Annotated in this window: 22 protein-coding genes; 17 read left to right on the forward strand and 5 right to left on the reverse strand. The window is 73.2% G+C overall.

The features are described from left to right. Positions 1–128: 128 nt before the first annotated feature. The gene (gene aroA, locus JQX11_RS21825; protein WP_204926826.1) at positions 129–1,430 is read right to left on the reverse strand and encodes a 3-phosphoshikimate 1-carboxyvinyltransferase; all 1,302 of its coding nucleotides are present in this window, start codon (positions 1,428–1,430) and stop codon (positions 129–131) included. A gap of 102 nt (positions 1,431–1,532) precedes the next feature. Between aroA and JQX11_RS21830 the strand changes: the two genes are divergently transcribed. The 5 genes from JQX11_RS21830 (at position 1,533) to rsrA (ending at position 4,837) form a co-directional block, all read left to right on the forward strand. Then, entirely contained in the window at positions 1,533–2,231 is a 699-nt protein-coding gene (locus JQX11_RS21830; protein WP_204926827.1) for an SOS response-associated peptidase, read from the forward strand. A gap of 200 nt (positions 2,232–2,431) precedes the next feature. After that, entirely contained in the window at positions 2,432–2,824 is a 393-nt protein-coding gene (locus tag JQX11_RS21835; protein WP_204926828.1) for a WhiB family transcriptional regulator, read from the forward strand. Between the two features lie 32 nt (positions 2,825–2,856). Beyond that, a complete protein-coding gene (locus tag JQX11_RS21840; protein WP_204926829.1) occupies positions 2,857–3,468 on the forward strand; it encodes an alpha/beta hydrolase family protein in 612 nt (203 codons plus the stop codon). A gap of 258 nt (positions 3,469–3,726) precedes the next feature. Continuing rightward, a complete protein-coding gene (locus tag JQX11_RS21845) occupies positions 3,727–4,548 on the forward strand; it encodes a sigma-70 family RNA polymerase sigma factor (RefSeq protein ID WP_088646016.1) in 822 nt (273 codons plus the stop codon). Position 4,549: 1 nt separating this feature from the next. Next, positions 4,550–4,837 carry a mycothiol system anti-sigma-R factor gene (rsrA, locus tag JQX11_RS21850; RefSeq protein WP_204926830.1) on the forward strand — a complete coding sequence of 96 codons (288 nt, stop codon included), beginning with the start codon at positions 4,550–4,552 and terminating at the stop codon, positions 4,835–4,837. A 129-nt stretch (positions 4,838–4,966) separates the two neighbouring features. Here the strand turns inward: rsrA and JQX11_RS33625 are convergent, their stop codons facing one another. Then, a complete protein-coding gene (locus JQX11_RS33625) occupies positions 4,967–5,041 on the reverse strand; it encodes a 50S ribosomal protein bL37 (protein ID WP_369700219.1) in 75 nt (24 codons plus the stop codon). A 232-nt stretch (positions 5,042–5,273) separates the two neighbouring features. Here JQX11_RS33625 and JQX11_RS21855 point away from each other — a divergent pair, with 232 nt between their 5' ends. Beyond that, on the forward strand, positions 5,274–5,489 hold the full coding sequence (locus JQX11_RS21855) for a biotin/lipoyl-binding carrier protein (RefSeq protein ID WP_145921537.1): 216 nt from the start codon (positions 5,274–5,276) through the stop codon (positions 5,487–5,489). Further along, complete coding sequence (locus JQX11_RS21860) at positions 5,489–6,034, forward strand: GNAT family N-acetyltransferase (protein ID WP_307826307.1); 546 nt, start codon at positions 5,489–5,491, stop codon at positions 6,032–6,034. Before JQX11_RS21855 ends, JQX11_RS21860 begins: the two co-directional genes overlap by 1 nt. A 6-nt stretch (positions 6,035–6,040) precedes the next feature. Here JQX11_RS21860 and JQX11_RS21865 read toward each other — a convergent pair whose 3' ends face one another. Continuing rightward, positions 6,041–6,622, reverse strand: a complete 582-nt coding sequence (locus JQX11_RS21865; RefSeq protein WP_204926831.1) for a TetR/AcrR family transcriptional regulator — start codon at positions 6,620–6,622, stop codon at positions 6,041–6,043. A gap of 116 nt (positions 6,623–6,738) precedes the next feature. Here JQX11_RS21865 and JQX11_RS21870 point away from each other — a divergent pair, with 116 nt between their 5' ends. Continuing rightward, positions 6,739–8,328, forward strand: coding sequence for an MDR family MFS transporter (locus JQX11_RS21870; protein ID WP_204926832.1), 1,590 nt, complete (start codon positions 6,739–6,741; stop codon positions 8,326–8,328). 588 nt (positions 8,329–8,916) lie between these two features. Here the strand turns inward: JQX11_RS21870 and JQX11_RS21875 are convergent. Next, positions 8,917–10,764, reverse strand: coding sequence for a tetratricopeptide repeat protein (locus JQX11_RS21875; RefSeq protein ID WP_204926833.1), 1,848 nt, complete (start codon positions 10,762–10,764; stop codon positions 8,917–8,919). Between the two features lie 188 nt (positions 10,765–10,952). Here JQX11_RS21875 and JQX11_RS21880 point away from each other — a divergent pair, with 188 nt between their 5' ends. The 5 genes from JQX11_RS21880 to JQX11_RS21900 all read left to right on the forward strand — a co-directional run bounded on the left by JQX11_RS21880 (position 10,953) and on the right by JQX11_RS21900 (position 18,004). After that, positions 10,953–11,984 carry an SIS domain-containing protein gene (locus tag JQX11_RS21880; protein ID WP_204926954.1) on the forward strand — a complete coding sequence of 344 codons (1,032 nt, stop codon included), beginning with the start codon at positions 10,953–10,955 and terminating at the stop codon, positions 11,982–11,984. 52 nt (positions 11,985–12,036) lie between these two features. Continuing rightward, on the forward strand, positions 12,037–13,560 hold the full coding sequence (locus tag JQX11_RS21885) for a sensor histidine kinase (RefSeq protein WP_204926834.1): 1,524 nt from the start codon (positions 12,037–12,039) through the stop codon (positions 13,558–13,560). A gap of 261 nt (positions 13,561–13,821) precedes the next feature. Beyond that, positions 13,822–15,474: a glycosyltransferase family 2 protein gene (locus tag JQX11_RS21890; RefSeq protein WP_204926835.1), complete on the forward strand. Its 1,653-nt coding sequence runs from the start codon at positions 13,822–13,824 to the stop codon at positions 15,472–15,474. After that, positions 15,471–16,469, forward strand: coding sequence for a glycoside hydrolase family 26 protein (locus JQX11_RS32660; protein WP_204926836.1), 999 nt, complete (start codon positions 15,471–15,473; stop codon positions 16,467–16,469). Before JQX11_RS21890 ends, JQX11_RS32660 begins: the two co-directional genes overlap by 4 nt. Further along, positions 16,466–18,004 carry a glycosyltransferase family 39 protein gene (locus tag JQX11_RS21900; protein WP_204926837.1) on the forward strand — a complete coding sequence of 513 codons (1,539 nt, stop codon included), beginning with the start codon at positions 16,466–16,468 and terminating at the stop codon, positions 18,002–18,004. Before JQX11_RS32660 ends, JQX11_RS21900 begins: the two co-directional genes overlap by 4 nt. Positions 18,005–18,082: 78 nt before the next feature. Here JQX11_RS21900 and JQX11_RS21905 read toward each other — a convergent pair whose 3' ends face one another. Then, positions 18,083–19,705, reverse strand: coding sequence for a glycosyltransferase family 39 protein (locus JQX11_RS21905; RefSeq protein ID WP_204926838.1), 1,623 nt, complete (start codon positions 19,703–19,705; stop codon positions 18,083–18,085). 899 nt (positions 19,706–20,604) lie between these two features. Between JQX11_RS21905 and JQX11_RS21910 the strand changes: the two genes are divergently transcribed. The 4 genes from JQX11_RS21910 to JQX11_RS21925 are packed head-to-tail and all read left to right on the forward strand — an operon-like array spanning position 20,605 to position 24,027. Further along, the gene (locus tag JQX11_RS21910; protein ID WP_204926839.1) at positions 20,605–22,326 is read left to right on the forward strand and encodes a nitrite/sulfite reductase; all 1,722 of its coding nucleotides are present in this window, start codon (positions 20,605–20,607) and stop codon (positions 22,324–22,326) included. Further along, positions 22,323–22,481 carry an IS1 family transposase gene (locus JQX11_RS21915; RefSeq protein ID WP_141723017.1) on the forward strand — a complete coding sequence of 53 codons (159 nt, stop codon included), beginning with the start codon at positions 22,323–22,325 and terminating at the stop codon, positions 22,479–22,481. Before JQX11_RS21910 ends, JQX11_RS21915 begins: the two co-directional genes overlap by 4 nt. Next, complete coding sequence (locus JQX11_RS21920) at positions 22,478–23,242, forward strand: phosphoadenylyl-sulfate reductase (RefSeq protein ID WP_204926840.1); 765 nt, start codon at positions 22,478–22,480, stop codon at positions 23,240–23,242. The genes JQX11_RS21915 and JQX11_RS21920 overlap by 4 nt, the downstream gene beginning before the upstream one ends. Beyond that, on the forward strand, positions 23,224–24,027 hold the full coding sequence (locus JQX11_RS21925) for a sirohydrochlorin chelatase (protein WP_372444620.1): 804 nt from the start codon (positions 23,224–23,226) through the stop codon (positions 24,025–24,027). Before JQX11_RS21920 ends, JQX11_RS21925 begins: the two co-directional genes overlap by 19 nt. Positions 24,028–24,120: the final 93 nt, after the last annotated feature.

Raw genomic sequence — 24,120 nt, forward strand, 5'->3', positions numbered from 1 at the left:
CCGTCGACCGCGTCGTCGTGCCGGGGGCGGGTCCGGGTACGCGGACGTGAGGACCGGCCGGGCCGCACCCGTACGTCGTCCTCGTCGTACTCCCGTCGCTTGGTCGCCAGGACCTGCCCCCTCCGCCGTCAGCTCTTGCCGGTCACCATCGCCGACCATAGTGCCGGGAACTCCGGCATGGTCTTCGAGGTGCACGCCACGTCGTCCACCTCGATACCCGGGACGGCGAGCCCGGCCACCGCGGCGGCGTGCGCCATCCGGTGGTCGGCGTAGGTGCGGAAGGCACCCCCGCGCAGCGGTCGGGGCCGGATCTCCAGCCCGTCGGCGGTCTCGGTCAGGTCGGCGCCGAGCCCGGTGAACTCCCGGGCCAGCGCGGCGATCCGGTCGGTCTCGTGCCCCCGGATGTGCCCGATGCCGGTGAACGTCGACGGCGAGTCGGCCAGCATGGCGAGCGCGGTCAGTGCCGGGGTCAACTCGCTGACGTCGGACAGGTCGGCGGTCAGGCCGTGCACGGTGCCGGTGCCCCGCACGGTCAGCCCGGCGGTGGTCAGGGTGACCTCGCCACCCATCCGGTCCAGCAGCGAGCGGAGCTGTTCGACCGGCTGGACGCTGTTGTGCGGCCACCCCTGCAGGGTCACCTCACCGCCGGTGACCAGGGCGGCGGCGAAGAACGGGACCGCGCCGGAGAGGTCCGGTTCGATCTCCCAGCCCCGGCCGGCGAGCGGCCCCGGCTCGACCACCCAGACGTCGTCGACGGTGTCGTCGACGGCCGCCCCGGCGGCCCGCAGCATCTGCACCGTCATCCGCAGGTGCGGCGCGGACGGCACCGGCGGGCCCTGGTGCCGGACCACCACGCCCCGGTCGAAACGTGCCCCGGCGAGCAGCAGGCCGGAGACGAGCTGGCTGGAGGCGGAGGCGTCGATCACCACCTCGCCGCCGGTGACCCGGCCGACGCCCTGCACCACCAGGGGCAGGCTGCCGGTCTCCGGCGCGTCGATCCGGACGCCGAGTGAGCGCAGCGCGCCGATCAGCGGGCCCAGCGGCCGGACCCGGGCCTGCGGGTCGCCGTCGAAGGTGACCCGCCCGTCGGTGAGGCCGGCGACCGGCGGGACGAACCGCATCACCGTGCCGGCGAGCCCGACGTCGACGTGGGCCGGGCCGACCAGCCGGTGCGGCCGGACCAGCCAGCGGTCGTCGTCGGAGACCGAGACGTGGGCACCCATCGCCCGCAGCCCGCCCGCCATGAGTTCGGTGTCGCGGGCGCGCAGCGGCCCGTGCAGTGTCGACGGGCCACCGGCCAGTGCGCTGAGCACCAGGGCGCGTGCGGTCATCGACTTGGAGCCGGGTAGGCGCAGGGCGGCGGTGACCGGGGCGGTGGCGGTCGGTGCGGCCCAGGGCTGTTGCGGACGGGTGGCGGTCAGGTTTCCCACGGTCACATTCTGCCAACTCGACGGCGATTTCGAGACTACCGTCGGGCTGACTCCCGGTGGGCGGGACAGCCGATGGCGGCGCGGGGGGTTAGCGTTGGCGCCATGTGCGGCAGGTATGCGACGACCCGGAGTTCCGGGGACCTGAGCGCCGTCTTCGAGTCGTACGACGACACCGACGGCGGGGTCCGGCCGGACCACAACGTCGCGCCGACCGACCGGGTGCCGGTGGTGCGGGTCGATCCGGAGCGGGGGCGGGCGCTCTCGGTGGGCCGCTGGGGGCTGGTGCCGCACTGGGCGAAGTCGGCCGCCGGGGCGGCCCGCATGATCAACGCGCGGGCCGAGACGGTCGCCACCAGCCGGGCGTACGCCCTGCCGTTCGCCCGCCGCCGCTGCCTGGTCCCGGCCGACGGCTGGTACGAGTGGGTGCGCCGGGCCGGCGGCGGCAAGCAGCCGTACTTCATGACCCCGCGGGACGGATCGGTGCTGGCGTTGGCGGGGATCTGGTCCCGCTGGGAGGCGACGCTCACGTTCAGCGTGCTCACCACGGCGGCGGTGGGCGGGCTGGCCGAGGTGCACGACCGGATGCCGCTGCTGCTGCCGCCCGACCGGTGGGCGGACTGGCTGGCCCCGGCCGACGATCCGGCGGCGTTGCTGGTCCCGCCGTCGGCGGACTGGCTCGCCGGGCTGGAGATCCGCCCGGTCGGTACGGCGGTGGGCGACGTGCGCAACGACGGCCCGGAGTTGACCGCCCGGGTGTCGCTGGACCGGGAACGCTCCCACGGGACCGACGCACTGTTCTGATCGCGATAGATGACATTGGCGCGTACGAATTGCCGGGTTTATCGGTGAAATGTCGCTCGGATTTTCTGCCATCTTTCCGGCACACCCCTTGTCTCCGTAGCCGACGGTGCGATACAACACAGCGCTGGCACTGGGAGCGTCCTCGCGCAGTGCGAACGACGCCCGTCGATCTTGCCGGTCCCACGGGGGAGGTGGGTGTGATGACCCGGGCGCGTATGCCCCGACCGCACGAGGTGGCCGCCGCACGACGGGATCCGCGACTGCTGCGTGCGTTGCGGGACCGCCGTTCCGACGATGCCTGGCGGACCAGAGGAACCTGTCAGAGCGTGGATCCGGAGACGTTCTTTCCGGCACCCAACGAACCAGCCGACGCGGCGGTGTCGCTCTGCCGCAGCTGTGACGTGCAGGGTTCCTGCCTGGCCTGGGCGCTGGAGGTGGGTGACACCCACGGCGTGTGGGGCGGCACCACGCCCCGCGAGCGCCGGGCCATGCTGGTCGCCTGGCGGGGCGAGGTCGGCTCCGATTCCGGCGCGGCCGGCGACGCCGGTCCACCGGTCCGCGACCAGTTGCTCACCCTGGTGCCGTTGAGCTGATCATCCCGCCGGCCACGGCGCAGAATGACCGGATGTCCCGCTCCACACAGCTCGACACACCGCGCGGCCCGGCCCGGGTCGACACCGACCGTCCGGCCGGACCGCCGACGTCGCTGCTCGTGCTCGGCCACGGGGCCGGCGGCGCGGTGGACGCGCCGGACCTGCTGGCCGTCCGTGATGCCGCCCGCGACGCCGGGGTGCTGGTGGCCCGGGTGACCCAGCCCTACCGGGTGGCCGGCCGTCGGGCACCGGCACCGGCGGGGCACCTGGACGAGGCGTGGACGGCGGTGCTGGCCGTGCTGCGCCGCCGGCATCCCGACCTGCCGCTGCTGGTCGGTGGCCGGTCCAGCGGCGCCCGGGTGGCCTGCCGGACGGCCGGCCCGGTGGGGGCGGTCGGGGTCGTCGCGCTGGCCTTTCCGCTGCACCCGCCCGGCCGCCCGGAGCGCTCCCGGGCCGCCGAGCTGGCCACCGGCCTGCCCACGCTGGTGGTCAACGGCGACCGGGACCCGTTCGGGCTACCCGTCGCCGCCGGGGCGGTGCAGGTGGTGGTGCGTCGTGGCGAACGTCACGACCTGCGCCGGGACCCGGCCGGGGTGGCCGCCGCGGTGCTCACCTGGCTGCGTACGTACCGGTGGGCCCACTGACCGCTGCGGCGACCGGCGGCGCGGGGTCGGTTCGCCGTGCTGACCACCCGTTTCCGCCCCGCCGGACCCCTCGTTGCATCCGGTGGTGCCGACCTTCCGGTTCGGGTGGTCGGGACCGTCCCTCCCAGGCCCTTCCTGGTCCCAGTCCTCCGGTAGCCGACCGGGCGGGCCGGGACCAGGAGCGGGGCCGGCGGAATGTGCGGCCGGCGGTCGGGTGTTACGACTCCCGGACGAGGAATCTGGCGAGGGGGGTGACCGGTGCCGACCGAGACACGGAGCCGGGAGCGGGACGATCGGGACGCGCGGCAGCTCAGACGGCTGCTCGACGGTCCGGACTGGCCGGCGGTGGGGACCGGCCCCCGGGTGGTGAGCACGGGCACACCCGGCAGAACGGAAGCTGCGGACCGGTCCGTCCGCGTATCCTCGGCGGGACAGCATCCGACGCGAGGGGATGTGCGGTTGACCACCGAGAAGACGGACGAGCGCAGGGCCCGCTTCGAGCGGGACGCGATGCCCTTCGTCGATCAGCTCTACGCCGCCGGGCTGCGGATGACGCGTAACCCGGCCGACGCCGAGGACCTGGTCCAGGAGACGTACCTGAAGGCGTACGCGGCCTTCCACCAGTTCGAGCAGGGCACCAACCTGAAGGCCTGGCTCTACCGGATCCTGACCAACACCTACATCAACTCCTACCGCAAGCGGCAGCGCCAGCCCATCCAGGCGCCCACCGAGGAGATCACCGACTGGCAGCTCGCCGAGGCCGAGTCGCACACCTCCAGCGGGTTGCGGTCGGCCGAGACCGAGGCGCTGGACCGGCTGCCGGACACCGACGTCAAGGAGGCCCTCCAGCAGCTGCCGGAGGAGTTCCGCCTGGCGGTCTACCTGACCGATGTCGAGGGCTTCTCGTACAAGGAGGTCGCCGACATCATGGGTACGCCGATCGGCACCGTGATGTCCCGGTTGCACCGCGGGCGTCGTAACCTGCGCAAGCTGCTGGAGCGGTACGCCGCGGAGCGCGGCTTCAGCGCCGCGCAGCCCGCGAAGGGTTCGACCACCGCCACCGCCGGTCGGGAGGTGTGACGTGAGCTGTGGAGAGCCGCACGAGACGGACTGCCGGGAAGTGCTCGCGGAGGTCTACCTCTACCTCGACCTGGAGTGCGCCGAGGAGCGCCGTTCGCTGATCCGCTACCACCTGGACGAGTGCGGGCCCTGCCTGCGCGAGTACGGCATCGAGCAGGAGGTGCGGGCGCTGGTGGCGCGGTGCTGCGGCAACGAGACCGCCCCCGACGAGCTGCGCGAGCGGCTGCGGGTACGCCTCACCGAGCTGGTGGTCTTCGAGGCCAGCGAGTCCCGCGAACTCGCCGAGTGACACCGCACGGCGGATCCGCCGTGGACGAGACGAACACATGACGGTGGCCCGGGTCGACTCGACCCGGGCCACCGGTGTGTCCGGCGCGGGGCCGGACCTGACGTCGCGGCGGTGGCCCGCCGGAACGGCTCAGGAGTTGGGGCGCTTGCCGTGGTTCGCGCCGCTCTTCTTACGGGCCTTCTTCTTACGGGCCTTCTTCGCCATGCTGACCTCCTCGTGATGGGTCCGACCCTGCTGCGGTCGACCCGCGACTGCGTGCACGCCGCCGGCCTCCCGGCGTCGGGTCCGACCTGATGATGCTAGTGCGGCCGGCGGGCACCGTCGTGCGCCGGGGCGGCAGCGGTACGCCGGGCGCGCGTGGCGCTCTCCGCCCACGCGGGGCCGGTCCGTGATTGGATACCGACGCAGACACACCCGGTGGAGAGGGAGGGCCGTGATGGCCGAGGAGATCCGCGCCGAGATGGTGGCCAACGTGTGGAAGGTCGTCGCGTCGACCGGGGACACCGTCTCCGAGGGGGACACGCTGGTGATCCTGGAGTCGATGAAGATGGAGATCCCGGTCGTCGCCGAGTCCGACGGGGTGGTCGAGCAGCTCGCGGTCAACGAGGGCGACGTGGTGCAGGACGGTGACCTGATCGCGGTAATCGGTTGATCTCCGACGACCGGGCGACCGGCCTGCTGGTCCGGCGGGCCGTACCGGCCGAGTTCCCGGCGGTGGCCCGGTTGACCGTCGCCGCCTACGAGGCCGACGGTCAGCTCAAGGGCGAGAACGGCTACGGCGTGGTGCTGGCCGACGTGGCCGGTCGGGCGGAGCACGGCGAGATCCTGGTCGCCGTCGACGGGGCGACCGGCACGGTTCTCGGCTCGGTCACCTACGTGCTGCCCGGCAGCCCGTACGCGGAGCTGTCCGGGCCGGGCGAGGCGGAGTTCCGGATGCTGGCGGTGGACCCGGCCGCCCAGGGGCGGGGCGTGGGGGTGGCGCTGGTGCGGGCCTGCCTGTCCCGGGCCGTGGCGCAGGGCTGCACGGCGCTGGTCATCTGCGTCCGCAGCGGGCTCGCCGACGCCGCCCACCGGCTGTACGCGGGGCTCGGATTCGTGCGTACCCCGCAGCGGGACTGGTCGCCGCTGCCCGGTGTCGACCTGCTCGCCCTGCGCCTGGCGCTGCCCGCCGGCGCGGACCGGACCACCGTCGGCTGAACGCCGTCAGCGGTCCGCCGGGCCGCCCTCGTCGATGCCGGCCAGCAGTTCGTCGGCCAGTTCGAGGGCGATCTTCTTGCGTTCGTCGTCGGTGATGTCCGGGGCCCGGACGGCGAACCAGCTGCTGTGTACGGCGAACAGCACGAGCGTCGCCCGCAGTTGGGCCCGGGGTGAGTCGTCGCCCTGGCAGATCGCGTCGGCCAGGCGGAACATCCGCTCACGCATCTGCTGGCCGGCGACGAGGCTCTTGAGCACGGTCTGGTTCTGTTCGAAGAACCGCATCACCACGGACTGCCCGGGGGCGAACATCGTGTCGGCGTACTGGCTGACCAGCTCCCGCCGGGTGGCCCGGCTGGCGGGTTGGTCGCGGGCCCAGTCGATCAGCTCGTCCATCCGGTGCAACCGGTCCTCGACGTAGCTGTTGACGATCTCTTCCTTGCTCTTGAAGTGGTAGTAGAGGGCGGCCTTGGTGACGCCGAGGCGCTCGGCGATCTCCCGGAGCGAGGTCTTCTCGTATCCCTGCTCGGTGAAGAGCTCCAGGGCGACGGCCTGGATGCGCCCGCGCGTGCCGCCTGTGCTCTGAGTCACCTGTACCTACCACCCAACTCGCTTGACGGGGTCCCGCCCTCCAACTTACCGTGCGGCTAGTAAGGTGACTAGCCGGGCGGCAAGTAAGTGCGACAGATCTCCGGGGGAGCTTACCCATGACTCAGGAAACCCAGGCGAGGGCGAAACCCAACATCCGGGTGGTGCTGTTCGGCCTCATGATCGCGATGATGCTCGCGATGCTCGACAACATGATCGTCAGCACCGCGCTGCCGCGGATCGTCAGCGAGTTCGGCGGCGTCAACCACTTCACCTGGGTGGTCACCGCCTACGTGCTGGGCACCACTGTCTCCACCCCGATCTGGGGCAAGCTCGGCGACCTCTACGGCCGCAAGGCGGTCTTCCTGACCTCGGTGGTCGTCTTCCTGATCGGGTCGGCGCTGTGCGGGATGTCCGGCTCCGAGCTGCTCGGCGGCACCGGCAACGGGATGGTCGAGCTGATCGCCTTCCGGGCCGTGCAGGGGCTCGGCGCCGGCGGCCTGATGGTCGGCGTGATGGCGATCATCGGCGACCTGGTCCCGCCGCGTGAGCGGGGCCGCTACCAGGGCATGATCGCCGGCATCATGGCGATCGCCATGGTCGCCGGCCCGCTGGTCGGCGGGTTCATCACCGACAACCTCTCCTGGCGCTGGGCGTTCTACGTCAACCTGCCGCTCGGTGGCCTCGCGCTGCTGATCCTGGCCACCACCATGCACCTGCCGAAGTACCGCACCGAGCACCGGATCGACTGGCTGGGCGCGGGCCTGCTCTCCGTCGGCATCACCGCGATCGTCCTGATCACCACCTGGGGCGGCAACGAGTACGAATGGGCCTCCGCGCAGATCTTCGGCCTCGCTGCGCTGGCCCTGGTCAGCCTGGTGGCCTTCGGCATCGTCGAACGGCGGGTCGTCGAGCCGATCCTGCCGCTCGGCCTCTTCGCCAACCGCAACTTCGCGCTGATCTCGGTGATCGGCTTCCTGCTCGGCTTCGCCATGTTCGGCGCGATGAACTTCCTGCCGCTCTACCAGCAGACCGTGCAGGGCGCCTCGGCCACCAACAGCGGCCTGCTCCTGCTCCCGTTGATGTTCGGCATGCTGGTGGTGTCGTTGGTGGTCGGCCGGGCCATCACCAGGACCGGCCGCTACCGGATGTTCCCGATCGTCGGCGGCGTGGTGATGGCCGTCGGCATGGCGCTGCTGTCCCTGCTGGAGGTCGACACCAGCAAGCTCGAGTCGTCGCTCTACATGCTGGTCCTCGGCGCCGGCATGGGCTTCCTGATGCAGACCTCGATGCTGATCGCGCAGAACAGCGTGGAGCAGAAGGACCTCGGCGCGGCCAGCGGCGCGGCCACCTTCTTCCGCTCCATCGGTGGTTCGTTCGGCATCTCGCTGTTCGGGGCGATCTTCGCCAACCGGCTCGCCGACTCGCCGGCCGGCAGCGCCTTCGAGGGGGGCACCGGCGAGGGCCGGGGGATGGACCTGACGAAGCTCAAGGAGCTGCCGGCGCAGGCGCGCGAGGTGGTGCTCGGCGGGCTCTCCGACGCCATCTCGCACGTCTTCTTCTGGGCGATGATCATCGCGATCGCGGTGCCGGTGCTCGCCTGGTTCATCCGGGAGATCCCGCTGCGCACGGCGAACGCCGCCCCGCCGCCGGACGCCAGCGGCGAGGAGCAGGCCGAGGTCGCCCTCGGCAAGGCCCCGGTCTCCTGACCCGGTCCCGTCCGTAACGGCCGGTCCGTACCCGCCAGGGGTACGGGCCGGCCGTGTCCGTCGTGCCCGTGTCCGTCGTGCCCGTGTCCGTGATCGACTCGCCTGGGCCGATGGTGCGGCATCAACCCGCTCGGATTGCGCTACGTCCGCCCAGATGAGTCGATCGAGCTACGGGGGCGGGCCCCTTTGTCGGGTGTCCGCCTGCCCGATGCGTCCCGATCATGATCAACTCTTCTGGGTCGATGTAGCGGCGTTAACCCGACCGGACACCGCTACCTCGGCCCCCATGAGTCGGTGCGGTATCTGGCCGCCCGTGCCTGCCCATGCCAGCCCGTGCCCGTGCCCGCCCGCGTCGGTGATCGACTCGCTGGGGCCGATGGTGCGGCATCAACCCGACCGGATACCGCTACCTCGGCCCCGAGGAGTCGATCAAGCGGCGGTGCCGCAGTCGGCAGCCCGTGCCCGCGTCCGTCGTGCCCATGCCCGTGTCCGCGTCCGTCGTGCCCCCGCGTCGGTGATCGACTCGCCTGGGTCGATGGTGCGGCATCAACCCGACCGGACACCGCTACCTCGGCCCGGGTGGGTTGATCAATCCGGGCGGGGGTGAGAGCGGGGTCGGCGGCGGACGAGGGCAGTGAGGCGACGCCAGGCACGGGCCAGGGGACCGGACCGACGGGTCCCGGCCGGGGTGGCGAGCAGCCGGTGGGCCAGTGCGGTGGTGTCCGGGTCGACGGCCGGGGTGGCCAGCGCCAGGTGGGCCAGGGAGATGGCGATCGGCACCGGCCGGCCCTGCGCGACGGCCGCCACGTCGGCGAGCCGCTCGGCCACCAGCCCGGCCACGTCGGGGCGTACCGTCGGGTCGATCCAGGCGGCGGTGACCAGGGCGAACAGCGCCGCTTCGGTGATCCAGTCCTCCACGCCCCAGATCAGCTCCACCAGTACCCGGCGACGGGTCGAGGTCGCCCACGGCTCGTCCGTGCTGTGGTGCAGCAGGCCGAGGCAGGCCCAGACCTGCACGCACCGGACCCACAGCGACGGGTCCTGACCGCTGAGCACCCGGCCCAACGCGGTCGGCGGCGCGTCGGGCGGGTGCACCAGCAGACCGAGCAGGTCGGCCAGGTCCAGGGTGGCCAGGGCGACCGCCGCGTCGTACGCGGCCGGTGGGTGCGGCCAGGCGGGGTGGGCCAGGTGGCGTACCCGCTCGGCGGCGGCCGGGGACGGGGCGGGCAGGGTCGGTGCGGCGGTGGTGCCGTCGTACCGCCAGAGCCGGTAGCCGGTGTCCCGACGGGGCTCGCGCGGGTCCGGTTCGGCCACCCCGGTCACCTCGACGTGCAGGGCGGGCACGGCGGCGGTGACGGTACGCATCGCGCTCGGCGGTTCGACGGTGTCGAGGCGTACCGCCGCGTCGGGGAAGCCGTCGGCGGCGAGCGCGCGGCGCAGCGCGTCGACCATCGCGCCGGTCGCCGGGGTGACCTGCCCCAGCCAGGGGCGTCCCCGGCAGGACTCGGCGAGGTCGGTGTGCTCGTGGCTGTCGTCCGGGTGGTCCCGGGTGAAGTCGGCGAGGTCGACCAGGTGCGCCACGTCGCCGTCGCGCAGGAACCGCAGCCGGTGCGCGGTGTGCACCGCGCAGTCGAAGGTCGGGTCGCGGGCCAGCGCCCGGTCGATCCAGCCGAGGGCGTCGTCGAGTCGGCCGTGGTCGGCCAGGGTGCCGGCGATGTCGGCGTAGACGGCGAGGTCGTCGGGGTCGTGCCCGACGGCCCGTTCCAGCGCGGCCAGGGCGTCGCGGGTCCGCCCGGCGCTGCGGTAGGCGTACCCGAGCCAGACCTCGCCGAGTTTGGACGGCGCCTCGCGTACCCCCCGGCTGGCCCAGGTGACCGCGAGGGTGATCTCGCCGAGCCGCCGGGCCAGCGCGGACGCCGCCCCGAGCAGCAGGGCGTGCCGGGGGTGCGCGGCGACCGCGTGCCGGGCCAGGGTGAGGTACGGCGTCAGGGGTGCCCGCCCGGCGCGGGGGACCGGGTCGGGCACGGCGGCGCAGACCTGCATGAGGATCCGGGCGCAGCGGTCCGGGTCGAGTCGTTTAGCCAGCTCGGGGGCGGTGACCCAGGGCACCCCGGCCCAGTCGACGCCGGGGGCGTGGCCGGTGGCGGCGACCAGCAGGTCGAGCCCTTCGGCCGGGCGGCCGGCGGCGGCGAGCAGGTGGGCGCGGGCGACCACGGCCCCGACGTGTGCCCGCTGGCCGAGCGGGAAGAGGTCGAGGTCACCGCCCGAGGCGGCGGCGATCCGGGTGAGCGTCTCGTGCGTGTCGGGCAGGGTCGGTGCCAGCACCAGGGCGGCGGCGAGGTGGTCGGCGGCGTGGGCCAGGTCGCCCTCGTCGAGCGCGAGCCGGGCGAGGGCGAGTTCCTCGGCCGCGGTCAGCGCGGGTGGCTCCTCCGACACGTCGGCCTCTCACTAGCAGGGGGTTGCCAGGGCTGGGCAAGCGTAGGGGATGCCGGCAACCGATGCCGATCGTCTGCTCATTAGTGCGCGCTGGATTGTCCTCAGCGACAGAATCGTGCAAGACTGAACATGAAACGCGCGGCGATCGCGCAGCGAGGGGAGTTTCCGTGACGCAGCCAGGGGCCGGGATGGCCGCCGACATCGCCGAGCAGCCGGCCGGTTACGCGCGGCTGCTCTCCACCGGGCACACCGCGGCGATCGCCCGGGTCGCGGCGGCCGTCGCCCAACGCCGCCCCCGGCACGTGGTCTTCACCGCCCGGGGCACCTCCGACCACGCCGCCCTCTACGGGGCGTACCTGACCGAGATCCGGCTCGGGCTGCCCGCCGGGCTCGCCTCGCCGAGCGCGGTCACCGTCTACGGGGCCCGCCCCGACCTCTCCGACGCGCTCGTCGTCGGGGTCAGCCAGAGCGGCGGCTCACCCGACCTGACCGAGGTGCTGCGCACCGCCCGCGAGGCCGGCGCGCTCACCCTGGCGGTCACCAACGATCCCGGCTCACCGCTGGCCCGGACCGCCGAGCTGGGCGTCGACATCGCCGCCGGGCACGAGCGGGCGGTCGCCGCGACGAAGACCTACACCGCCGAACTGCTCGCCCTGCTGCTGCTGGTGGAGGGCATCCGGGCCGGGGACGGCGTGCTGCCGACCGACCAGCGGGCCGCCCTGGAACGCCTCCCCGAACTGGCCGAGCGCACCCTCGCCGACCCCACCCCCACCCAGCTCGCCCCGCGCTACCGGTTCGCCGGCCAGCTCGTCACCACCGGCCGGGGGTACGCGTACCCGACCGCCCGGGAGGCGGCGCTGAAGCTGATGGAGACGTCCTATCTCCCGGCGCTGGCGTTCTCCGGCGCCGACCTGCTGCACGGCCCGCTGGCGATGACCGACCCGGACGTCCCGGTGCTGGCCGTGGTCGGCTCCGGCCCCGGTGGCCGGTCCATGGGCGAGGTGCTGCCCCGCCTCGGCGAGCGGCGGGCCGACGTCGTGGTGGTCGGCTCGGCCGAGGTCGAGGGGGCCACCCGGATGGCGGTGCCCGAGGTCGACGAGCGGTACGCCCCGTTGCTGGACATCCTGCCGTTGCAGCGCCTGGCCCTCGCCCTGGCGCTGGCCCGGGGTGAGGACCCGGATGCCCCGCGCGGGCTGAAGAAGGTCACCGCGACGATGTGACCCGGGCCGGCCAGCGGGACGGCGTCCGGGTGGGCGTGGCACGCTGTGTCTCGTGTCCACGCTGCGCGACCTCGCCGAGGAGCACACCCAGCTCCGCCCGGCCGACATCGACCACCTGCACCGGATCGCCGGCGACTGGCAGCTGCTGTCCGACCTGTCCTTCGCCGACCTGCTGCTCTGGGTGCCGGTGGACGCCGACGGCACGTTCCTCTGCGTCGCCCAGGTACGCCCGACGACCGCCCCGACCGCCTACCTGGACGACCAGGTGGGACGGATCGTGGGCGGGCCGGAGGTGGCGCACCTGGAGGTCGCCTACCGGCAGGGCCGGATCTGGCGGGAGGGCGACCCGGTCTGGTACGGCGACGTGCCGGCCCGGCACGAGGCGATCCCGGTGCGGCTGCGGACCGCCGACGGGGAGGCCGGGGAGGTGATCGCGGTGGTCGGCCGGGACACCAACCTGTCCACCGCCCGCACCCCCAGCCAGCTGGAGCTGAACTACCTCACCACCGCCGACGACCTGGCCCAGATGATCGCCGACGGCACCTTCCCGCCGCCCCGGCACCCGGGCGAGACCACCTCCGCGCCCCGGGTCGGCGACGGGCTGGTCCGGCTCGACGCGGGCGGCAAGGTCACCTACGCCAGCCCGAACGCGCAGTCGGCGTACCGCCGGTTGGGTTACGCCTCCCACCTGGTGGGCGAGGACCTGGCGAAGCTGCACCGCCGGCTGGCCAGCGACCCGCTCGACGGGACCGAGGCGGCCAACGGCATCCTCGCCGCGCTGCGCGGCGAGGGCCCGCCGCGCCGGGAGATCGACGCCCGGGGGGCGACGATGCTCACCCGGGCCCTGCCGCTGATGCCCGCCGGGGTGCCGATCGGCGCACTGGTCCTGGTCCGTGACATCACCGAGGTACGCCGCCGCGACCGGGCCCTGATCACCAAGGACGCCACCATCCGGGAGATCCACCACCGGGTGAAGAACAACCTGCAGACCGTCGCCGCGCTGCTGCGCCTGCAGGCCCGCCGGGTGTCGATGCCGGAGGCCCGGGTCGCCCTGGAGGAGTCGGTACGCCGGGTCGCCTCCATCGCCCTGGTGCACGAGACGCTCTCCATGTCCAGCGACGAGGCGGTCGAGTTCGACGGGATCGTCGACCGGGTGGCGAGCGCGGCGACGGAGGTGGCCGCGACCGAGGTGAGCGTCGGGATGCGCCGGACCGGCAGCTTCGGGGTGCTGCCCGCCGAGATCGCCACCTCGCTGGTGATGGTGCTCAACGAGTTGCTGCTCAACGCCGTCGAGCACGGCTTTCCGCCGGCCGAGGAGGGCGACGAGGTGGTGGAGCCGGCGACCCGGCCCGAGGTGGTCGTCGCGGCGCACCGGCAGCGCAAGCAGTTGCACGTCTCGGTGACCGACAACGGGCGCGGGCTGCCGGCCGAGTTCGACGCCGACCGGGGCGGGCGGCTCGGGTTGCAGATCGTCCGGGCCCTGGTGACCGGGGAGTTGCGGGGCAGCATCGAGCTGCGTCCCGGCCCGACCGGTGGCACCGAGGCGGTGCTGGTGCTCCCGCTGGCGAAGGGCTGACGACGGTCGGCGACGCACCGGTTTCCCACCGGTGACGTTCCGGTGAATGTGAGTAGTGCTACGCACGATCTGCGGCCTGGTGAGGCTTTCGATCGATTCGCGGGCATTGACACCTTGCGGCCTACTGAATAGTTTTCTAGCTTCACCACCAAGCAGCCACGGCCAGTTCACCGTGCCCGGCTTTCCTGGACGCGTCCGGCGACATCCCGCTCGCACTGTCGGGGAGGGCGTGCGGACCGGCGAGCGGGGGAGACGAAAGCGATGACCTCACCGCCTGCGGTCGACCCGGCCGCGGTGCTGTCGCCCACCGCCGAGTTCCGGGTGCCGCGGCAGGTGTCGAAGTGGACCCCGCGCAGGACCGGCGACGCGCCGCACCGGCCCGCGTACGCCCCGGTGCCGTTGCCGCCGACGGACGCCGAGATGGTCTCCTACCGCAAGCGGCGACTGGCCGCCCTGATGGTGCCGTCGCTGGTCAGCTTCGGCTGCCTGATCACCAGCCAACTGCTCTTCGTCCGGCTCGCCCCGTGGCTGTGGCTGCTCGCCCCGCTGCTGTTCTTCACCGTCGTCTACTACCTGATCTCGCTCGCGGTCAACCTGTTCACCCCGGGCTTCGACCTGGCCCGGCACCAGGAGTTGGTCCGCACCTGGCGGCCGGCCCGGTACCCGAGCGTCGACGTCTTCCTGCCGGTCTGCGGCGAGCCCGCGCACGTGCTGCGCAACACCTGGGAGCACGTGCGGGCGATGGGCCGCCACTACCGGGGCGAGGTCACCGTCTACGTGCTCGACGACTCGCCCAACGAGGCGATGGAACGGATGGCGCTCGCCTTCGGCTTCGTCTACCAGCGGCGACCCAACCGGGGCTGGTTCAAGAAGGCCGGCAACATGCGGTACGCCTTCGAACGCACCATGAGCGACTTCATCCTGGTGCTGGACGCCGACTTCGTCCCGCGTAGGGACATGCTCGACCAGATGCTGCCCTGGTTCGACGCCGAGCCGAAGGCGGGCATCGTGCAGTCGCCGCAGTACTTCCGGGTGCACCTGGGGCAAACCTGGGTGGAGCGGGGGGCCGGGGCGGTGCAGGAGCTGTTCTACCGGTCGGTGCAGGTGTCCCGGCAGGCCCACGACTCGGCGATCTGCGTGGGTAGCTGCGCCGTCTACCGGCGCGACGCGCTGTTCTCCATCGGCGGGTCCACCCTCATCGAGCACTCCGAGGACGTGCACACCGGCTTCGACCTGCGGATGAAGGGGTGGAGCCTGCGCTACATCCCGGTCGTGCTGGCGGCGGGGCTCTGCCCGTCGGACGTGGACTCGTTCTTCACCCAGCAGTACCGCTGGTGCGCCGGCTCGATGAGCCTGCTCGGGTCGAGGAAGTTCTGGTCGACGAAACTGCGGCTGCGGGCCCGGCTCAGCTACATCTCCGGCTTCTGTTACTACCTGCACACCGGGCTGTTCACCTTCGTCGCGCCGGTCATCCCGGTGCTGATGCTGACCGTGTTCGCGCACCAGATCGCGATCGCGAACTACCTGCTGATCCTGCCCAGCGTGGTCTACAACCTGATCATCTTCCCGTTCTGGCACCGCAACCGGTACGGCCTGGAGAGCTGGACGGTCAAGATGATCTACGGCTGGGCGCACGCCTTCGCCATCATCGACATCGTCCGGGGCCGGCGGATGGGCTGGCAGCCCACCGGCGGCACCGCCAAGAAGAGCAAGACCCGGCGGCTGTGGACCGGCATGAGGGTCTGGACCGCCGGTACCGGCCTGGTCTGGGTCGGCGTCGCCGGCTGGCGGATGCTCGTCGAACCCGAACCGTGGATCTTCGTGCCGGCCCTGCTCAGTGCGGTCTTCTACCTGGCCGTCGTCGGGCAGGCGCTGCTTGTCGATCCGGAGCGCGACGTCGAGGTCGTCCGGTGAGGACGAAATACCTGGTCACCTTCCTGCTGGTGGTCGCGCTGGCGTTCACCGAGTTCGCCGTGCTGCGCCGGGTCGACATCAAGGTCGCCGGGTCCGCCGGCGGGCCGGGCGGGGTCGCCGCCACCGAGGAACAGATTCCGGCGTACGACGTCACCGCGCTGAAGTCACCCAAGGGCAGGTACCTCGGCGTCACCGTTACCGGCGGTGCCGAGATGGAGCGGGTCCGCAAGTTCGCCGGGGAGACCGGCAAGACGCCCAACCTGGTGGCGATCTTCGAGAGCTTCGACGACAAATTCGCCGCCAGCGAGGTCCGCGAGCTGCACAACTACGGTGCGCTGGCGGTGATCCGCTGGGAGCCGTACGACGTGCCGCTGCGGGACATCGCCGCCGGCAGGCACGACGCGTACGTCAAGGAGTTCGCCGCGGCCGTGCGCACCCTGAACCTGCCGATCGCGCTCACCTTCGCCCACGAGATGAACGGGCACTGGTACTCCTGGGGCACCAAGCAGACCAGGGCCACCGAGTACGTCGCCGCCTGGCGGCACCTGCACGACATCTTCACCCAGCAGGGCGCCACCAACGTGATCTGGACGTGGACCCCGAACGTCGTCAACTACCTGCGCAAGGTCAGCATCAGGGCGCTGTACCCCGGGGACGCCTACGTCGACTGGGTCGGCATGGACGGCTACTACACCAACCGTGGCCCCAAGACCTTCCAGGACCTCTTCGTCCCCACCATCACCGAGATCCGCACCTTCACCAGGCGTCCGCTGCTGATCGTGGAGACCGGGGCGGAACCGAGCAGCCGGCGACCGGCCCAGATCACCGACCTGCTCACCAACGTGGCCAAGCGCAGGGACCTCCTCGGGGTGGCGTACTTCAACATCAACGGCTCCGGGAAGTGGAACATCGACCGGGACGACGCCGCGCTGCGCGCGTTCCGCCGGGCCGCCGCGAAGGACACCTTCGGCTTCGACATCAGGACCGTGAAGTGACCGCGCCGACGGTGCAGTGGACCGGGCAGGCCGACCCGGCGGAGGTCACCGGCCACGCCGTACCCCGGCGGGCGGCGGGCCGGGGCGGCGGCTGGTGGGCGCTGCTGCCGACCGTCGTCGCGCTCGGCCTCGGCTGGTGGCGGCTGGACGCCCGGGACCTGTGGAACGACGAGCTGGTCACCTGGCACGTCACGTCGCTGTCGGTCGAGCAGTTCCGGATGCTGGTCGGCAACATCGACCTGGTGCACGCCGGCTACTACGTGATCATGTCGGTGCTGACCACGCTGACCGGGGACTCGACGACCGCCCTGCGGCTGCCGTCGGTGCTCGCGATCGGGCTCACCGCCGGGCTGGTCACCCTGATCGGGCGGCGACTCTTCGACACCCCGGTCGGGGTGCTGGCCGGCCTGGTCTTCGCCCTGCTGCCCACCGTCTCCCGGTACGCCCAGGAGGCCCGGTCGTACGCCCTGGTCACCCTGGCGGCGGTGGCGGCCACCTGGCTCTTCCTGCGCGCGGTGGACCGGCCGACCCGGGGCCGCTGGTGGGCGTACGGCGTGCTGCTGGTGCTGGTCGGCTGGCTGCACTTCGTCGCGCTGCTGGTGGTGCCCGCGCACCTGTTCCACCTGTGGCGGTCGGTGCCCGGCGAGGAACCGAGATGGCGGTGGGCGGCGTCCACCGGCATCGCCGGGCTGTTCGTCCTCCCGGTGCTGATCCTCGGCAGCCGGCAGTCCGGGCAGATCTCCTGGGTGGAGAACGACGGCGACGCCGTGCTCCGTTTCGTGGCGAACCTGACCGGCACGACGGCCGCGTTGGCGCTGGTCGCGGCGCTCTCCGTCCTCGCGGTGGCGGTGGCCGGCCCACGCTGGCGGGCCACGGTGCTGATGCTGCTGATCTGGGCCGTGCTGCCCCCGGTCGCCGGTTACCTGACGTTCAGCGTGGTGCACCTGTTCCTGGCCCGGTACTTCCTGTTCACCGTCCCGGCGTGGGCGCTGCTCGCCGCGTTCGCGGTCTGCCGCACCGCGCGGCTGGCCACCCGGGAGCGGTTGCCGGCGGCCTGGCTGGCCGGAGCGCTGGTACTGCTGCCGGTGCTGGCCTGGCAGACCCTGCCGGCGCAGGAGCGGGTGCGCTCCAACGAGGCCGACGGGCAGCCCCGCTACCTCGACGCGGTCCGTTACCTGGGCAAGCAGGTCAAGCCGGGCGACGGGGTCGCGTACAACGACGGGTTCGGTGGCTCCAGCGACGTGGCCCGCAAGGCCACCGACTACGGCCTGCGCGACCAGCTGCACCCCCGGGACGTCTTCGTGGCCGTCCCGGCCCGGCAGACCGGCTGGCTGACCGCCCGCGAGTGCCGGGAGCCGCTGCCCTGCCTCGGAGACACCAGGCGGATCTGGCTGGTGGAGACCGGCCACCTCAACGACCCGCTGGCCGGGTTGCCGCCGGCCCGGGAGGCGCTGCTGCGGCAGCGCTTCCTGATCCGGCACGTCGAACGGTTCGACCGGGTCCGGGTGGTCCTGCTGGAACGCAAGCCGGCCTGATCGGGCGACGGCACCGGCCCGGCGGCGGACCGTCGGCGGCACCGGCCCGGCCGGGCACCGGCGGGGGAAGGTCGCGGGTCACCGCCGGCGCGCGAGCAGCGCCACCGTCACCCCCGGCCGGGGGTGGACCTGCTCGACGGTGAACCCGGCCCGCAGCGCGTCGCCCTTGCCGCCCGGGACCGTGGCGAGCGGGTCGTCGTGCCGCCCGGCGACCACCAGCCAGACCCGGTCCACGCCGGCCAGACAGCCGGCGGGCCGGTCGCACTCGCGGACCCACAGGTCGGCCCGGTCCCGCCGCCCCTGGGCGACCAGCACGTCACGGGGCCGGGGTCCGTCGGCAGCCCGGTCACCGGCGATCCGGGGCAGGTGGTAGTCGATGCCGAGGTCGAGGAAGAGCCATCCGTCACGGGGCGCGTAGAGCACCGCGTCGCCGGGCCGCTGGCCGGCAGCGATCACCGCCGCCGCCCCCCGGTAGTCGACCGTCGCGCTGCGCGGCCAGCCGTGGCTGTGCCGTACCGCCGCCTGGTCGGGCAGCCCGAGCAGCGCGGCGAGCGCTACCACCGCCAACCCCGCCCCCACCGGGCGGATAAGCGCACGCGCCGGCCGGGGCCACGCCCGTCGGGTCAGCTCCCGGGCCGCCGGCGGTGCGGGGCCGGCCAGGGCGGCACCGGCGAGCAGGCAGGCGAAGGGGACCGTGAAGAACAGGTAGCGCGGCACCCAGAGGGGCACGGCCAGCCCGGCGACGAAGACCAGGAGCACCGGCAGCAGCGCGCAGAGACCGGGCAGCAGGGCCCGCCGCCCCGAGCGGGCCGCCCCGAGCGCGGCGAGCCCGACGAGCACGCCACCCACCACGCCACTGTGCGCCAGCGCGCCCGGCAGGGCCGCCAGATCAGCCAGCCGGGCCGGAGCCACCCAGTCGAGCTGGTGGGACCGCTGCCGCTGTGCCGTCACCAGCAGCGGCACCAGCACCACCACGGCCACCGACACGGCCGGCACCCACCCCAGCAGCCGGCGTCCCCACCATCTCCCGTCGCCCGGTTCGCCGGCACCCGGTGGGCGGTCGGCCGCTGCCGGGCGGGTGGTGCCGGTGGTGGGTGGGCGGGTGACGCCGGTGGTGGACGGGCCCCAGGCGGCGAACGTCAGCACCGCCACGGCGTGCCCGGCGAGCAGGCCCAGGGCGAGCAGGTGGGCCAGGCCGAGCCCGGTGACGGCCGCCGCGTAGCCGGCCCAGCGCAGCCGGCCGGGACGGTCCAGAGCCCCGACCAGCAGCACGGTGGCCAGCACGGCGAGCAGGGTCACCAGCGCGTACGGCCGGGCCTCCTGCGCGTACCGGGAGGTGCCGGGCAGGACCGCGAAGAGCAGGCCGGCGAGCAGGCCGGCAGGTGCCCCGAACAATCGCCGCCCGAGGACGGCCGTGAGGCCGGCCGCCCCCGCCATCGCCAGCACCGAGGGCAACCGCAGCGCCGCCACCGAGTCGCCGAACACGCCGGTCCAGCCGTGCACCACCAGGTAGTACGCCCCGGTCGTCGCGTCGACGGTGCCGGCGAGCCGGAACAGGTCCCCGACCGGTCGGGTGGCCGCGCTCCAGGTGGCCAGCTCGTCCCGCCAGGGTTGGGCCCGGCTGATCCCCCAGCCACCGGCGACCAGGGTGACCAGCAGCGGAACCGCCCAGACCAGCGACCCCGCCGTCAGCGCCGGCATCCGTCTCCCGCGCGACCCTGCCGCTGCCGCCGGCCCGGCATGCGGGCCCGTCGGTGCTGGTTCACGGGAACGCGGGTGCGCATCTGCATGCCCACCCGAATGCCCTTTTCCGGACATCGCGCCCACGAGTCGAGGGTCCCACACCGGCTCCGGCGATACGGCCGGAGCCGAAGGTCACCAGGCGACCCGCCGGCCGTGCGGGTGAGTTCGCATCCTTTCGAGCTGATGTCGAAGACGGTTCACCCGGTCCGGCGCGGTCCGTCCGCTCCCCGGACGCACCCCCGGGTCCCCGCCACCCGGACTCGTCCCGGCCGGCGGGATGGCCGCCGTCGGCCCGGGTGGACTCCCGGCCCACCGCACATGCGGGCCGCTGAGCCGGCCGGTCGTCCTTGATCGACTCGTGTGGGCCGATGTTGCGGTGTCTGTCCGGCCGGACACCCCTTGTCGCGCCCACCGGCGGCCGCCCAGCCCTCGGCCGCCCAGCCCTCGGCCGTCCGGGCCGCCCGCCTTATCGACTCATGTGGGCCGATGTTGTGGTCATCGCCCGGCCTGATGCCGCAACATCGGCTCACTGGTCGCCGCACCACCCCGGTGACGGTGGAGATGCGGCCCGTGATGTGGGATGCCGCACGCGGTTCTTGGCCGGTTTCCGCAGGGTGTGGGAGCATGGCTGCATGACCGCCGCTGTCGTCCGCCGCTTCGTGGCACGTCGCCACGTCGACTACGGCCGCGTGCGCAGCGCGATCTGTCCGGCCCACTGACGACGCCCGACCCATCCGTCTCGGGCGCGTATTCTGCGCCGGCCGTTCCGACACCGTTGTCCTCGGCCCTTCCAGGGCCGGCCGCCGCCGCGTCCGCGCTCCCCCCGAGGCACCGCAGAGACAACGGAGGACGCCGCGATGGCGGTCAGCAGCACCCCGGCCCGTCCCGGGACCCCGACGGCCACCGCCGTTCCCGCCACCCGCGCCCCCCGCCGTCCCCGTGGCGAGGGACAGTGGGCCCTCGGCCACCGCGAGCCGCTCAACCCCAACGAGCGGATCAAGAAGGACGACGACCCGCTGAACGTCCGGGCCCGGATCGAGAACATCTACGCCCACGGCGGGTTCGCCTCGATCGACCCGCAGGACCTGCGCGGACGGTTCCGCTGGTGGGGCCTCTACACCCAGCGTAAGGCCGGCATCGACGGCGGGCGCACCGCCGTGCTGGAGCCGCACGAGCTGGAGGACGAGTTCTTCATGCTCCGGGTCCGGGTCGACGGCGGCCAGCTCTCCCTGGCCCAGCTCCGGGTGATCGCCGACATCTCCCGGGAGTTCGCCCGGGACACCGCCGACATCACCGACCGGCAGAACATCCAGTACCACTGGATCCGGGTCGAGGACATGCCGGAGATCTGGCGTCGGCTGGAGTCGGTCGGCCTGCAGACCACCGAGGCGTGCGGCGACTGCCCCCGGATCGTGCTGGGCAGCCCGGTCGCCGGGGTGGCCGAGGACGAGGTGCTCGACCCGACCCCCGCGCTCGACGAGATCGTCAGCCGCTACGTCGGCGACAAGGCGTACTCGAACCTGCCCCGCAAGTTCAAGACCACCATCTCGTGGCTGGTCGACACCCCGTACGAGGCGAACGACATCGCGTTCCTCGGGGTCGAGCACCCGGAGCACGGGCCCGGCTTCGACGTCTGGGTCGGCGGTGGCCTGTCCACCAACCCGATGCTGGCCAAGCGGCTCGGCGTCTGGGTGCCGCTGGCCGAGGTGCCGGACGTCTGGGCGGGCGTGGTCGGCATCTTCCGCGACTACGGCTACCGCCGGCTGCGTAACCGGGCTCGGCTGAAGTTCCTGGTCGCCGACTGGGGCGTGGAGAAGTTCCGCGAGGTGCTGGAGAAGGAGTACCTGGGCCGCACCCTGCTCGACGGCCCGGCCCCGCAGCTGCCCGACAAGCCGGTCGACCACATCGGCGTGCACCGGCAGCGCGACGGGCGCAACTACGTCGGGGCCGCCCCGGTGGTCGGGCGGGTCTCCGGCGGGCAGTTGGCCAAGCTCGCCGACGTGGTCGAGGCGCACGGCAGCGACCGGGTGCGGCTCACGCCGTACCAGAAGCTGCTGGTGCTGGACGTGCCGCCGGCGCGGACGGAGTCCCTGGTCGACGAGCTGCGCGGGATCGGGCTGGAGGCCCGGCCGTCGGCCTGGCGGCGCGGCACCATGGCCTGCACCGGCATCGAGTTCTGCAAGCTGGCCATCGTCGAGACCAAGGCGCGCGGTGAGGAGCTGGTGGCCCGGCTGGAGGAGCGGCTGCGCGACTTCGACGCGGACATCTCCATCCACCTCAACGGCTGCCCGAACGCCTGCGCCCGCACCCAGGTCGCCGACATCGGCCTCAAGGGGCAGCTGGTGGTCGGCCCGGACGGCCGGCAGGTGGAGGGCTTCCAGGTGCACCTGGGCGGCGGGCTGGGCATGGCCCAGGGTCAGACCGCCGGGTTCGGCCGCAAGCTGCGCGGCCTGAAGACCACCGCCGACGAGCTTCCCGAGTACGTGGAACGACTGGCCCGCCGCTACCTGGCCGGCCGGACCGAGGGCGAGACGTTCGCCAACTGGGTGATCAGGGTCGACGAGGAGGAACTCCGATGAGCGAAACCCGATCCGCGCCGCTGCACTGCCCGTACTGCGGCGAGGAGGACCTGCGGCCGAACGAGGCCGGACACGGCGCCTGGGAGTGCCACGCCTGCGCCCGGGTCTTCACCGTCAAGTTCAACGGCCTGCTGAGCCGGGCGGTGACCCGGTGACCGGGCTGCTCTCCGCCACCGGCCTGGGCCTGGTCGGCCCCGGTGGCCCGAGGGCGACCGACCCGGCCCGTCGTGACCCGGCCGAGCTGCGGGCGCTGGCCGAGCGGGCCGGCCGCGAGCTGGAGGGCGCCCCGGCGTTGGAGATCGCCCGGTGGGCGGCCGGCACCTTCGGCGACCGGTTCTGCGTGACCAGCTCGATGGCCGACGCCGTGCTGGCCCACCTGGTGTCCCGGGTCGCCCCCGGGGTGGACGTGATCTTCCTGGACACCGGGCTGCACTTCCCGGAGACGCTGCGGGTCCGCGACGAGGTGGCCCGCCGGCTGCCGGTGAACGTGCGCTCGATCCGGCCCCGGCAGACCGTCGGCCAGCAGGACGGCGAGTACGGCCCCCGGCTGTTCAACCGCTCCCCGGACGACTGCTGCCAGCTACGCAAGGTCGAGCCGTTGGAGCGGGCCCTGTCCGGGTACGACGCCTGGGCCGCCGGGCTGCGCCGCGACGAGTCGCCGACCCGGGCGAACACGCCTGTGGTGACGTTCGACCCCCGACGCGGCAAGGTGAAGGTGAACCCGATCGCCGCCTGGTCCCAGGCCGACGTGGACTCCTACATCTCCCGCTACGACATCCCGGTCAACGAGCTGCTCAACCGGGGCTACGGCTCGGTCGGCTGCTGGCCGTGCACCCGCCGGACCAGGGCAGGGGAGGACCCCCGGGCCGGCCGCTGGGCCATGTTCGAGAAGACCGAGTGCGGTCTGCACGTCTGACCGGGCCGGCGCACGCCCCGACTCCGGGCACGGCGCGGCCGGGACGGGCCGGCGCGGGTGTGCCGGTGGTGCTGGTGGCGCACGGCAGCCGGGACCCCCGGGCCGCGGCGGCGACCCGGGCGCTGGCCCGTGCCGTCGAGACCGCCCGTCCCGGTACGCCGGTGTTGCCCAGTTGGCTCGACCACACCGAGCCGGGGCCGACGGAGGTGCTGCGTGCCCTGGCGGCCGACGGGCACCGTACGGCGGTCGTGGTGCCCCTGCTGCTGACCGCCGCGTACCACCGGCGGGTGGACGTCCCGGCGGCGGTGGCGGCGGCCCGGGAGGCCGCTCCCGGTCTGACGGTACGGGTCACCGACGTGCTCGGGCCGGCCGACGGGACGGTGGACGCGGGCTTGCTGGCCGGGTTGGGCGACCGGCTGGCGCAGGCGTGGCCGGGGCCGGTGGACGCGTTGGTGCTGGCGGCGGCGGGCACCCGGGACGCGCGGGCCCGGGGGTCGGTGGGGCGGGTCGCCGCCGCCCTCGCCACCGGGTACGGGGTGCCCTGCACGGTGGCGTACGCCTCGGCGGCCCCGCCGACCGCCGACGTGACGGTGGCCCGGCTACGGGCGACCGGTGCACGCCGGGTGGCGGTGGTGGCGTACTTCCTCGCGCCGGGGCTGTTCCACGATGCGGTGGTGGCGGCGGCGGAGCGGGCCGGGGCGGTGGCCGTCAGCGCCCCGCTGAACGACTCCCCGGAACTGGTGGATCTGGTGCTGCGTCGGGTCGACACGGCGGGTGACGGGTGACCGGAGTCACTCACGCGCTCATTACCGTCGGTAATTGTCTCGCGACAATGCATTGACGAATTTTGATCACGGGGAGTGCGGGCAGCAGAACGC

Source organism: Micromonospora humida, from assembly GCF_016901255.1.
Classification (GTDB): Bacteria; Actinomycetota; Actinomycetes; order Mycobacteriales; family Micromonosporaceae; genus Micromonospora; species Micromonospora wenchangensis.